The sequence below is a fragment of the Nostocoides sp. HKS02 genome, from assembly GCF_009707485.1.
GTDB lineage: Bacteria > Actinomycetota > Actinomycetes > Actinomycetales > Dermatophilaceae > Pedococcus.
Window position 1 is genome coordinate 3,338,007 of the sequence record NZ_CP046121.1, and the last position, 12,442, is coordinate 3,350,448.

Annotated in this window: 8 protein-coding genes and 1 pseudogene; 5 read left to right on the forward strand and 4 right to left on the reverse strand. The window is 71.5% G+C overall.

What is annotated here, in order from left to right:
* Positions 1-111: 111 nt before the first annotated feature.
* Positions 112-1,149 carry a glycosyltransferase gene (locus GKE56_RS16065; protein ID WP_154685403.1) on the reverse strand — a complete coding sequence of 346 codons (1,038 nt, stop codon included), beginning with the start codon at positions 1,147-1,149 and terminating at the stop codon, positions 112-114.
* Positions 1,146-1,742 (reverse strand): phosphatase PAP2 family protein, encoded by a 597-nt coding sequence (locus tag GKE56_RS16970; protein ID WP_195908185.1) that lies wholly within the window; start codon positions 1,740-1,742, stop codon positions 1,146-1,148. Before GKE56_RS16970 ends, GKE56_RS16065 begins: the two co-directional genes overlap by 4 nt.
* Before the next feature lie 512 nt (positions 1,743-2,254).
* Here GKE56_RS16970 and mfd point away from each other — a divergent pair.
* From mfd to GKE56_RS16085, 3 genes and pseudogenes are all read left to right on the forward strand, one after another.
* Positions 2,255-5,861 (forward strand): annotated as a pseudogene (mfd, locus tag GKE56_RS16075) (transcription-repair coupling factor).
* A 106-nt stretch (positions 5,862-5,967) separates the two neighbouring features.
* A complete protein-coding gene (locus tag GKE56_RS16080; protein WP_154685405.1) occupies positions 5,968-6,456 on the forward strand; it encodes a hypothetical protein in 489 nt (162 codons plus the stop codon).
* Between the two features lie 7 nt (positions 6,457-6,463).
* Entirely contained in the window at positions 6,464-7,468 is a 1,005-nt protein-coding gene (locus GKE56_RS16085; protein ID WP_154685406.1) for a MazG family protein, read from the forward strand.
* Between the two features lie 22 nt (positions 7,469-7,490).
* Here GKE56_RS16085 and GKE56_RS16090 read toward each other — a convergent pair whose 3' ends face one another.
* Positions 7,491-8,015, reverse strand: a complete 525-nt coding sequence (locus GKE56_RS16090) for a 2'-5' RNA ligase family protein (protein WP_154685407.1) — start codon at positions 8,013-8,015, stop codon at positions 7,491-7,493.
* A 92-nt stretch (positions 8,016-8,107) separates the two neighbouring features.
* Here GKE56_RS16090 and GKE56_RS16095 point away from each other — a divergent pair, with 92 nt between their 5' ends.
* Positions 8,108-9,259, forward strand: coding sequence for a carbohydrate kinase (locus GKE56_RS16095; RefSeq protein WP_154685408.1), 1,152 nt, complete (start codon positions 8,108-8,110; stop codon positions 9,257-9,259).
* A complete protein-coding gene (locus tag GKE56_RS16100; RefSeq protein ID WP_154685409.1) occupies positions 9,256-10,176 on the forward strand; it encodes a pseudouridine-5'-phosphate glycosidase in 921 nt (306 codons plus the stop codon). Before GKE56_RS16095 ends, GKE56_RS16100 begins: the two co-directional genes overlap by 4 nt.
* Positions 10,177-10,243: 67 nt before the next feature.
* Here the strand turns inward: GKE56_RS16100 and GKE56_RS16105 are convergent, their stop codons facing one another.
* Positions 10,244-12,130: an Ig domain-containing protein gene (locus tag GKE56_RS16105; protein ID WP_230209036.1), complete on the reverse strand. Its 1,887-nt coding sequence runs from the start codon at positions 12,128-12,130 to the stop codon at positions 10,244-10,246.
* Between the last annotated feature and the right edge of the window lie 312 nt (positions 12,131-12,442).

A 12,442-nucleotide genomic window follows, 5' to 3' on the forward strand; every position in this document is an offset into this window, starting at 1 on the left:
ACCTCGGAGGAGAAATCCGTGACGGACCGCGCCCAGCCGGCGGCCCCCATCGCCATGAGTCGGGCTGGGTCCGCCATCATCGCGATCAACCGGTCCGCTCCGGCCCGCGGGTCAGCAAGCGGCCAGGCCTCCCCCCTCGACCCCGGGGCGGACGACCTCGGGAATGCCACCGACGGGGGCCGCGAGGACCGGAAGCCCCTCGGACATCGCCTCCACGAGCGCGATCCCGAAGCTCTCCATGCGGGCGGTATGGCAGTAGAGCCGGTGGCCGGCCATGAGCCGGCGCGGATCTGCCTGGTAGCCGGCGAAGCTTACCTGCCCCGTGAGCCCGAGGCGTGCTGCTTGACGCTCGAGCCGGCCGCGGTCCGGGCCGTCGCCGATGACCGTGAGGGAGTATCGGTGCCCGCGCTGCGCGGCGGCCGCGAGGACCTCGAGGAGGTAGCCCTGGTTCTTGCGGGGCTCGAGGGCGCCGACCGTGACGAGGTCCGCGACCGGCTCACTCGCCGGTCGTTCGATGGCCGCGACACAGTTCGGGATGACGATGCCCGGCAGTGCCCGCAGCGCAGGCATCCTGTCCTCGAGGACGGAGCGCATGAACTGGGACACGTAGACCAGGCCGTCGAGCCGCGGCAGGACGTCCTCCTCCAGGGCGCGGATGGACGCATAGGTCCGACCGCCCCGCGGGAGCTCACCCTTGTCGGCCCACTCGTCCGCCTGCGAGACGTTGAAGTGCACCACCATCACGACAGGCTCCGTGGTGCGGACCGCTAGTGCCGCCGACGCGGACACGGGGTCCTGCGCGTAGACGACGGCGGGCCCGGTAGTCGTGCGGAGGCGAGCGGACAACGCGGTGCCGAGGTAGTGACCGTGCCAGTGGCGGTACCACCACACCCCGGCCGGTCTGCTCACGAGGCGCACTGCAAGTCGCGCCGCGAACACCGGTCGCAGCAGCGGTGACGACGCGGAGAACGGCGTGACGAGCGTCGTTGGCCGGCCCGCAGTGTGGGCAAAGGAGCGGAGGGTCTCGACGTGGCTCTGGACGCCTGAGCCGCCCACTTCCCGCATGATCGTGGCGATGACGATGTCCGGATCTGTGACCTGAGCACCACCGACGTCCTGCCGTCCGCTCGCGGGGCCGATGGCTGTCATGGCCGAGCTGAACGTTCTGTGGCGGAACGGGATTCACACGCTCTGCGACGCAACCGGAGCCGGCTGCTGGCGCTCACCACGACAAGTGCGAGGAGGACTCCACCGAGCACGTCCGTGGGCCAGTGCGCTGCCGCAGTGAGCAGGCTCGCGCTCATCAGGGCCGCAGCCGTCACCACCGGCGTCCACAGCCACCAGTGCACCCGTGGCCACACCACGAGCAGGCATCCACCCAGGCACACGACCACCGCGATGATGTGACCTGACGGGTAGCTGCCGCCCGTGGGTGTCACGAAGCCGTGTGGGTCGGGCCGCTCGAAGACGAACTTGAGGAGCACCGTGAGCCCGGCGGAGGCTCCCGCCAGCACCGCGCCGAACGCCAGCGGCCACGGCGACCGACGCCACACCGACATGAGCAGCGACGTGCCAGCGAGCGCGATGTACATGTGCTGGGGCCGCAGCCGCGACATCCAGGGCGCCCAGCGCAGCTGCGAGGGGCCCCACATGTCGCCGGGCCGCAGCGCATGGACGGCCCGGGCGTCGAACGACTGGGTGACGCCGGTCGCGACGAGGGCAGTGTTCGCGAGGAACAGCACGGTGAGACCAAAGGCCAGCCACGTCGGCCAGCTCGCCCTGCTCCGGATCGGCGCGCGATGGATCCGGGCGTGCCCGACGCCCCTCCTCGTCGTGTCCGGCGTCCGTTCGCCGACCCCTGTCCCCATTGGCCCCATGGTCCTCCACGGCCCGCACGACGTCCTACACCTGATGCTGTAGGGACACCTCCGGCAAACGAGACTGGTTGCCGATCGACACCGCTGGCTAGCGTGTCGCACAGCAGCGCAGCCGGGGAGCGGGCGTCCCCGCGGACCCGGCACTGGACTGCGGGGCCCGCGCCGGCTCGGGGAGAGGGCCGGCGCGGGAGCCCCGCGCCACGACGGGGTATGCCGCGAGCCCGCCGATCCCGGCATACCCCGGGCGCGCGAAGCGGGCAGCCCGGGCAGCACGGAGGCGGTCCGCGGCGACGGTTAGGCTGGGAGGACCCCGCCAGCGCTTGCAGTGGGGCGTTTGCGCTGTCCAAGGACGCAGCCTGTCCACCAGGAGCCCGCTCATGACCCTCGCCCCGCTGCTCGACGCACTTGCCGCCGACCCGGGCGTCACCCGTGCCCTCGCCGTCGCGCAGCGCCCGGCACCCACCGCCGACATCACGGTGGCGGCCGGCGCCCGGCCGGCGCTGGTCGCGGCCATCGCCCGCCGCGCGGGTCGCCCACTCCTCGCGGTCACGGCCACGACGCGCGAGGCCGAGGACCTCGTGAGCGCGCTGCGCTGCTACCTCGACCCCGACCGGGTCGCCGACTTCCCAGCGTGGGAGACCCTGCCCCACGAGCGGCTGAGCCCTCGCAGCGACACCGTGGGCAAACGCCTGGCCGTGCTCCGGCGGCTCGCCCACCCCGACGAGAGCGACCCGACGTACGGCCCGCTCGACGTGGTGGTCGCCCCGGTCCGCGCGGTCCTGCAGCCCGTGGCCCAGGGCCTCGGCGAGCTGACGCCGGTGTCGCTCAAGGCGGGCGACGAGGCTCCGCTCGAGCAGGTGGTCGAGGACCTCGCGGCCGCGGCGTACGTCCGCACCGACCTCGTCGAGCGCCGCGGTGAGTTCGCAGTCCGTGGTGGCATCCTCGACGTCTTCCCTCCGACCGAGGACCACCCGGTGCGGGTCGAGTTCTGGGGCGACACCGTCGAGGAGATCCGCTGGTTCAAGGTCGCCGACCAGCGCAGCCTCGAGGTCGCCGAGCACGGCCTGTGGGCGCCGCCCTGCCGCGAGGTGCTGCTCACCGACGCCGTGCGCGACCGCGCCCGGTCCCTCATGGACCAGCTCCCGGGAGCCGTCGACCTGCTCGGCAAGCTCGCCGAGGGCATCGCGGTCGAGGGCATGGAGTCCCTTGCGCCTGCGCTCGTCGACGGCATGGAGAGCGTTCTCGACACCCTGCGCGAGGGCACCGCCGTGGTGGTCTGCGACCCCGAGCGCGTCCGCACGCGCGCGCACGACCTGGTCGCGACGAGCCAGGAGTTCCTGGAGGCCGGCTGGGCCAACGCGGCCGCCGGCAACGCCGTCCCCATCGACCTTCAGGGCGTCCTGGGCACCGCGTCGTTCTGGAACCTCGCCGACCTGCGCGCCCACGCCCGCGACGCCGGTATGCCGTGGTGGGACCTCGGCCCGTTCGTTGCCGACGAGGAGCTCGCCGACGACGACGCCGCGGTCGTCAACACCGGGCTCGAGGAAGCGCCCCGGTACCGCGGCAGCACCCCTGACGCGGTCGCCGACCTGCAGCGCTGGGTGAGCGACGGCTGGCGCGTTGTGGTCGTCACCGAGGGTGCCGGTCTGGCGCGTCGCGTCGCCGAGGTGCTGTCTGGTGAGTCCGTCCCGGCCCGGCTCGACGCCGACCTCACGGATCTGTCCGACGGCGTCGTGCACCTGACGACCGGCAGCGTGGGCAGCGGATTCATCTCTCCTGCAAGCCGGTTCGCCCTCATCACCGAGACCGACCTCACGGGCACCCCGGGCCAGGGGGGCTCGACCAAGGACATGCGCAAGATGCCGTCTCGGCGGCGCAACCAGGTCGACCCCCTCCAGCTCAAGCCCGGCGACTTCGTCGTGCACGAGCAGCACGGCGTGGGCAGGTTCGTCGAGATGATGCAGCGCACGGTCGGTGGTGCCACCCGCGAGTACCTCGTCCTCGAGTACGCGCCCTCCAAGCGGGGGCAGCCCGCCGACCGGCTTGTTCGTGCCGACGGACCAGCTCGACCAGATCACTCGCTACGTCGGTGGTGAGCAGCCGACGCTCAACCGCATGGGCGGCAGCGACTGGCAGAAGACCAAGGGCCGGGCGCGCAAGTACGTCAAGCAGATCGCGGCAGAGCTGATCCAGCTGTACTCGGCGCGGATGGCCACGGCCGGCCACGCGTTCGCGCCCGACACCCCCTGGCAGCGCGAGCTCGAGGACGCCTTCGCCTACGTCGAGACCCCCGACCAGCTCAGCTCCATCGACGAGGTCAAGGCCGACATGGAGCGCACAGTCCCGATGGACCGGCTCATCTGCGGTGATGTCGGGTACGGCAAGACCGAGATCGCGGTGCGGGCCGCGTTCAAGGCGATCCAGGACGGCAAGCAGGTCGCGGTGCTCGTGCCGACCACCCTGTTGGTGCAGCAGCACTTCCAGACGTTCTCCGAGCGCTACGCACAGTTCCCGGTGCGGGTGAAGGCCCTGTCCCGGTTCCAGAGCGACAAGGAGGCTCGCGAGACCCTGGCCGGCCTCGCCGACGGCAGCGTCGACCTCGTCATCGGCACGCACCGCCTGCTCAGCGGCGAGATCCGCTACAAGGACCTCGGCCTCGTGGTCATCGACGAGGAGCAGCGCTTCGGCGTCGAGCACAAGGAACAGCTCAAGACGCTGCGCACCGCCGTCGACGTGCTCGCGATGTCCGCGACCCCGATCCCGCGCACGCTCGAGATGGCGGTCACCGGCATCCGTGAGATGTCCACGCTCGCCACGCCCCCCGAGGAGCGCCACCCGGTGCTCACGTACGTCGGGGGCTACGACGAGAAGCAGATCGTGGCAGCGATCCGGCGCGAGCTGCTCCGCGAGGGCCAGGTCTTCCTGGTCCACAACAAGGTCTCCAGCATCGAGCGCGCCGCGAGCCGCATCCGCGAGCTGGTGCCCGAGGCCCGGGTGGCGACCGCCCACGGCAAGATGGGCGAGCACAAGCTCGAACAGGTCGTCCTCGACTTCTGGGACAAGAAGTTCGACGTGCTGGTGTGCACGACCATCGTCGAGACCGGGCTCGACATCTCCAACGCCAACACCCTCATCGTCGAGCGCGCCGACGTGCTCGGCCTCAGCCAGCTCCACCAGCTCCGGGGCCGCGTGGGCCGCGGCCGGGAGCGCGCCTACTGCTACTTCCTCTACCCGCCCGAGAAGCCGATGACCGAGACGGCTCACGACCGGCTCCAGACCATGGCCAGCCACACCGACCTCGGGTCGGGCATCCAGATCGCCATGAAGGACCTCGAGATCCGGGGTGCCGGCAACCTGCTCGGTGGCGAGCAGTCCGGCCACATCGCGGGCGTCGGGTTCGACCTGTACGTCCGGCTCGTCGGCGAGGCTGTCGCCGACTTCCGCGGCGATGGCGAGACGGCGCCCGCCGAGATCAAGATCGAGCTGCCGGTCGACGCCCACCTGCCCCACGACTACGTGCCGGGCGAGCGGTTGCGCCTCGAGGCGTACAAGAAGCTCGCGAGCGTCGTCGACGAGCCCGCCCTGGCGGAGATCGAGGCCGAGCTGGTCGACCGTTACGGCCCGCTGCCCGAGCCGGTCCGCAACCTCATGGAGGTCGCCCGCCTGCGCACCGTCGCGCGCCAGGCTGGGGTGGCCGACATCTCGGTGCAGGGCAACTACGTCCGCTTCGGCCCGGTCGAGCTGCCGGAGTCCGGCATGCTCCGCCTGCAGCGGCTCTACCCGAAGTCGTTGGTCAAGGACGCGGTGCATACCATTCTCGTGCCGAAGCCGATGACAGCCCGGGTGGGTGGCCAACCGCTGCGAGACACGGCAGTCTTGCAGTGGGCCAGCGACCTGATCCGGGCCGTATTGCTGGGCAGCGTCGCCGACGCCGCCCGGGTTGGCACCCAGTCGGGTGCGATGTCGGCCCGATCGAGTCGTTGAGATGCGTCGAGTCGTGGAGAAGAGTCGTGAGAGAGGGATGTCAGTGAAGGCACGTCCGGCACCATCGTCGCGGGTCCGGTTTTCGGGGGCCCTGCGAGCGTCCATCGTGGCGGCAGTAGCCGTGGGGGTGCTCGCGGTCTCGGGGTGTGCCACGGCCGGCACGGCGGCAGTCGTCAACGGTGACCGCATCACCGAGCAGCAGCTCCTCACCGCCGTGAGCCAGCTCAACGCCGCGGCGCCGGGGGCGCACCTCGACAACGCCACCGCCCTCACGCTGCTGCTGCGCGCGCCGTTCACGCGCACGGTCGCCGACGGTGCAGGCAAGGGCTTGTCCGACAGTGCGGTGAAGGCCGCGCTCCGGACCGACAAGCTCAACACCGCGGCCATCGACATCGTGCGCACGAGTGACGCGTTCAACCCGCAGAACCCCGCCGTGCTCAGCCAGGCGGAGCAGATGCAGGTGCTGCAGGCCCTCCAGAAGGCCGACATCACGCTCAACCCCCGTTACGGCAAGCTCGATCGCCAGAACTTCAGCGTCGGGGCGGCCACGCCCAACTGGATCAAGGCCATTCCAGCGCCCGCAGCACAGGGCTGAGCGGTCGGTGCCCGGGCGCCTCACGCTGCTCATCGGCAGCCCACGGATCGCGCCGGGGCTGCTCACCCGCGCCGCGTGGCGCACCCTCGAAGACGCCGACGCGCTGCTCGCGCGTGACCCCGACGAGCCGCTCGCCGAGGCGCTCGTCGAGGCCGGTATGCCGGTGACTCACCTCGGAGCCGTGGCCCCACCCGAGCTGGCTCGCACCCTTGTCGGCGACGCAGCCTCGCGCACCGTGGTCTGGGTGGGCTCTGCCGACGGTGACCCGGGACTGACCGACGCGGTGGCCTCCGAGGTGTCGCGGCTGCCCGAGCCGCCTGAGGTGGAGGTGCTGGTCGGGTCGTGGGACGTCCCCGGCTCCCGGCTGCTGGACCTCGTGGCCGTGATGGACCGGTTGCGCTCGCCCGGGGGCTGCCCGTGGGACGCCGAGCAGACCCAGGAGTCGCTCGTGAAGTACCTCCTCGAGGAGGCGCACGAGGCGGCCGAGGCGATCGAGTCGGGGGACCGCGACCACATCCGCGAGGAGCTCGGTGACGTACTCCTCCAGGTTGCCTTCCAGTCCCGCGTGGCCCAGGAGCACCCCGCCCAACCGTTCGACATCGACGACGTGGCCGGGGGAATCGTCGACAAGCTGGTCCGCCGTCATCCGCACGTCTTCGCCGACGCGGACGCCTCGAGTCCTGAGGAGGTCGAGCGCGCCTGGGAGCAGATCAAGGCTCAGGAGCGCGCCGCGAAGGCAGGCCACACGGGTGGGGAGGCCGGCCACGAGAGCCTGCTCCACGGCATACCGAGGTCGTTGCCGAGCCTGCTGGCCGCCGAGAAGGTCCTGGCTCGCTGGGAGCGCACGGGCGGAGACCTCGCAGGCCTGGTCGCACCCCCCGACCTCCGACGAGCCCGCCTCCGACTCAGACCTAGGCCTCGCCATGCTGGCCCTCGTCGCCCGCGCGTGCCAACAGGGTGTGTCCGCCGAGGACCTGCTCCGACGGGCGGTTCGCGACTTCGCCGAGCGTGACGCCCGACCCTGACTGTTCTCGCTAGACGAGGTGTGCGAGCGACCACCGCTGGCCCGTTGAGCTGTCGATGAGCACGCACGTCTCGGCGACCGCCTCCATCGGCAGGATGTCGAACGCCGCGGCCGCCGCCTCCCCGAGCTCGGCCCGACGCACCCGTGTGGCCAGGCTGCTGTGCGGGATCCACGCCCCCGGCCGGTAGTGCCGGTGGAGGTCTGCGCCGGTGGCCTCGCATGCTCCGACGACGGCGGTCTGGCGCATCTGGAGGTCCGCGCTGGCGGAGGGCAGCAGGACCGCCCGGCCGCGCCGAAACAGGCCGACCGCGTCGAACCGGAGGGTCAGTGGTTCGCCGTGGGGGAGGTCGGCCAGCGCGGCGGCGACGGCTGCCACGTCGAAGGTCCGCAACACGGCATACGACAGGTGGGGGACGTGTCGGCGGTGGGTGTGCGTGGCGAGGGTCCGGGTGCCGCCGGACTCGAGCCGGTGCCACAGCTGGCGGATGGCCCGGTCGGTGCCGGGGTCGAACAGCAAGCAGACGGCCAGCGCCATGCGCACCATTCTTGCCCAGGCGGAGCCGTCGAGGGCGGTCGAGGGCATCCGAGGGGTACTTGGAAAGCCAAAGATGCTTTATGATCCCAAGTATGAGCCTCACGCAACGCGAGCGAGACATCGTGGAGCTGCTCCGTGCCGAGCCGTTGCTGGACGCAGCAGCGATCGCCGAACGCGTCGGCAGCACCAAGGCGGCGGCGTCGGTGCACCTGTCCAACCTCACCAAGAAGGGCGTGATCCTGGGGCGCGGCTACGTCGTGCGTCCTGACACGCACTCCGTGGTCGTGGTCGGCGGCGCCAACATGGACATCCGCGCCCACTCGAGCTCCCGCGCACAGCTGCGCACCTCCAACCCCGGAGCGGCGATCACCACGCCCGGCGGGGTGGGGCGCAACATCGCCGAGAACCTCGCGCGGCTCGGCAGCCCGACCCACCTTGTTGCGCCGGTCGGCCGCGACGCGTTCGGAGACCAGCTCGTCGCGACGACGCGCGCGGCGGGCGTCAACGTCGACCACCTGATCCCCGCCGAGGGACCCACCGGCACCTACCTCGCCGTGATGGACTCGACCGGTGAGCTGGTCGTCGCAGTCTCGAACATGGTCGTCACCGACCAGCTCACGGTCCGCCAGCTCGAGTCCTCGCGCGAGCTGTTCGCCCACGCCGACCTGCTGGTCCTCGACGGGAACCTGCCGACCGCGCCAGCGCTGTGGCTGCTCGACCTTGCCGCGGCCCACGGTGTGCAGGTCGTCCTCGACCCGGTCAGCGTCGCCAAGGCGAGCCACCTCGCAGTCAGCCTCTCCCCGGCGCGCCCACTCGCCGCTCTGACGCCGAACCACGACGAGCTGGAGTCCCTGGTCGGTGAACCCGTCCCCAACACCAGGGCCGGCATCTCCCGTGCCGCCCGCCGGCTGCACGCCCTCGGGGTCCGGCACGTCTGGGTGCGGCGGGGCGTCCGGGGCAGCCTGCTCAGCAGCGTCGCCGACGACGGCACCGTGACGGTCACCGCGCTCGCGGCTCCGGCCGTTCAGGTCGCCGACGTGACCGGCGCGGGCGACGCGATGACCGCAGCGTTCGTCCACGCCCTGCTGCGCGGCGACGCCCCCGCCGACGCGGCGCGCTTCGGACAGATGGCTGCCGCGCTCACCGTGGCGAGCCCCGAGACCGTCCGACCCGACCTCACCGCCCAGCTCGTCGACGCAGAGCTGCACCGACCCAGCCCGCGCCCCACCAAGGAGAACCGATGACCACCCCCCACCCCGCGCTCCGCCTCGCCCCCGAGGTGGCAGCCGCGCTGGCCGCGGGAGCGCCCGTGGTGGCGCTCGAGAGCACCATCATCAGCCACGGCATGCCCTACCCCCGCAACGTCGAGATGGCGGTCGAGGTCGAGGGCATCATCCGCGACGGTGGCGCCACGCCGGCCACCATCGCGGTCCTCGACGGGGTTCCCCGGATCGGGCTCGAGCGCGACGACCTCGAGACGCTGGCGACCCACCCCGACGTCGCCAAGGTGAGCCTGCGCGACCTGCCGCACGTGATCGCGCGCCGCGGCCATGGCGCCACGACCGTGGCCAGCACCATGCGCCTCGCCGCACTGGCCGGCATACCGGTCTTCGTCACCGGCGGGCTGGGCGGCGTGCACCGCGGCGCGGCCACCACCATGGACATCTCCGCCGACCTCACCGAGCTGGGACAGACCGACGTCACCGTCGTCTCGGCCGGCGTGAAGTCGATCCTCGACATCGGCCTGACCCTGGAGGTGCTCGAGACCCTCGGCGTGCCCGTGGTCGCCTTCGGCGCCGACGAGTTCCCCTCGTTCTACTCGCGGTCCAGCGGGCACCGCGCCCCGCTGCGCGTCGACTCCGTCGGGGAGCTCGCCGAGATGATGCGGGCCAAGTGGTCGCTCGGCCTGCGAGGCGGCATCGCCGTCGCCAACCCCGTGCCGGCCGTCGACGAGATCCCCGCCGGCGAGATCGACGGCCTCATCCAGCAGGCCCTCGCCGAGAGCGACGAGCGCGGGATCCGCGGCAAGGACATCACTCCGTTCCTGCTCGGCCGCATCGTGGAGCTCTCGGGTGGCCGCTCCCTCGACACGAACATCGCGCTGGTCCGCCACAACGCCCGCCTCGGCGCGGCCCTGGCCGTCGCCTACGCCGCTGCCTGACCGCCCCGGGTATGCCGCGGGGCGGACTCCGTGAGGGAGCCCGCCCCGCGGGTACTGCGCTGGCCGGTCAGGACAGGTTCACCGCCGTGTCGTCGACCACGAAGGACGTCTGCAGGCTGGTGTCCTCGGTCCCGGTCCAGGTGAGCGTCACCGTCTGCCCCGCGTATGCCGAGAGGCTGACCGTCTTGGCCTGGTAGCCGCTCGCCGCGTTGAGGTTGGACAGCGTCTGCAGGACCGTCGAGCCGACCTTGACCTTCAGCGTGTCGTAGGCCGAGGTGGTCGTGGTCTCGGCCGTGTCGATGTGGACGTAGTAGGTCAGGGTTGCCGAGCACCCGGCCGGGATGGTCACCGACTGCGAGATCGTGTCGGTGTGGCTGGTGCCGTAGCCGTCCATCCACGCGTCGTAGCTACCCGAACGGGCCGGCTCAGACGGACCGTTGACCCCGATGACGCCCGTGCTGGCGGTCCAGCCCGTCGCGCCCGACTCGAAGCCCGGGTTGCTCAGGAGCTGGCCGGAGCAGCCGGTGCCACCGCTGGAGATCGTCCAGGTGAAGGTAGCGCTGCCGCTCGCCCCGGTCGTGTCCGTGGCCTTGGCCGTGACGGTGTAGGCGCTCGCCGTGGTCGGGGTGCCCGAGATCAGCCCGGTGGACGAGTTGATCGACAGGCCCGCCGGGAGCCCGGTGGCCGAGTAGGTCAGGGTCTGGCCGGAGGCCGAGTCACTGGCCGAGATCTGCAGGCTGGTCGCGGTGCCGACGGTGCCGGTCCGGCTCCCTGGGTTGGTGACGGACACGGTGTTGCCCGTCGAACCACCGACGACCGTGTGCGAGAGGTCGCAGCGGTTGGTGTCGTTGGACCAGGTGGCCTGCTCGGCGAACGAGCCGGTGGCCATCGCGACGTTGCCGGCACCACCGGCCGAGCCGGGGGAGATCCAGGCGCACTCGTCGGCGTTCTCCTGGCCGTTGTAGCTGCCTCCGGTCTTGTTCGTCCAGCCACCCGCCGGGTTCTGGTCGGTGATGGTCTCGGCGTACTCGTGACCCTCGACCATGGTGTAGCCGTCCGTCGTACCGGCCGACCCGGAGTTGACGAAGTTCTGGCCGCAGCTGGTGCCCTGGTCCATGACGTAGGGCATGTTGGTGAAGGCGATGTCGCCGTAGCTGGAGCTGACGCCGACGTCGCCGTTCCAGTCGTGCCAGGCGCAGAACCCGCCCGTCTTGTAGCTGTCGGGGTTGAGGCCCTTGGCCGACAGGACGACGTACTGCGCGTAACGGTTGCTCGCAGCCGTGGTGTTGCCGAAGTGGCCGGCAGCCTTGACCGCCTCGGTCCCGAGCTGGGCCCCCGTGGCGGCACTGGGCTCGGCCGCCGAGTTGTCGTACCAGACACCGGCCAGGTTGCCGCCCGTCGGGTAGCCGACGTGCGGTGCGCCGGACGGGCAGGACGTGGCGCCGCTCGCCACCAGCGACCCGTCGCAGTACTGGGTCATGACGCCGGACCACAGCTCGTTGTTGGTGCCGAGACCCTTGAACATCTGCTGGAGCTTGCCGGCCCCGCCGGCGCTGTCGCTGCTGAACGCGAGGTTGCCGTTGCCGTCGGTGCTCGAGGTGCCCCACTGGGTGCCCCAGAACACGAGGTACACCTTCGGAGTGCCGCTCGTGACACCGATCCCGTCGACCCCGCCGCCATAGGACAGGGTCTGCGGGCCGGTCGCCGCGATGTTGGCATGCGCCCAGGCCTGCATCTTGGAGTTGGTGTCACGCGTGGCGAAGGCGCCGTGCCGGTAGCCGTGGCCGTTTGCCTGGGGGGAGTACGGGTTGGGTGAGGGACGGGATCCGGCGGAGTGTCCGGCTCCCTGGGCGGAGGCTGCGACGGCAGGGGTGGCCATGGCGGCGGCGGCCATGAGGCACAAGGCGCTCAAGCCGACGAAGCCCGCAGAGCCTCGCTTCGTGGTGAAAGTCAACAACGTTGGTCCTTTCGAGTCCTCCCGGGGCGACCTGGTCCCGTGTGGGGGTCGTTCCGGCTGGTGGGCCACGGTCAGTGGTGGGGGAAGTCAACAACTGCCTGTGGCGGCCATCGGTCTGTGGACCGTCAAGGTTGTGTCAGGAGTCCGGGCGCTCTGGTAAGGACTCGGCATCCCGTTGGCATCCCTTCGTCCTGGCCGTGCGGACGCGGGTCGCTGTCCGGTCCGGGGGGCCCGGGCAGGTAGCCTCGACTCGTACCCCGCGCATCCGGTGGGACCTCCCGCCGCGCGCTCGGTGGTGCATCCGACGGC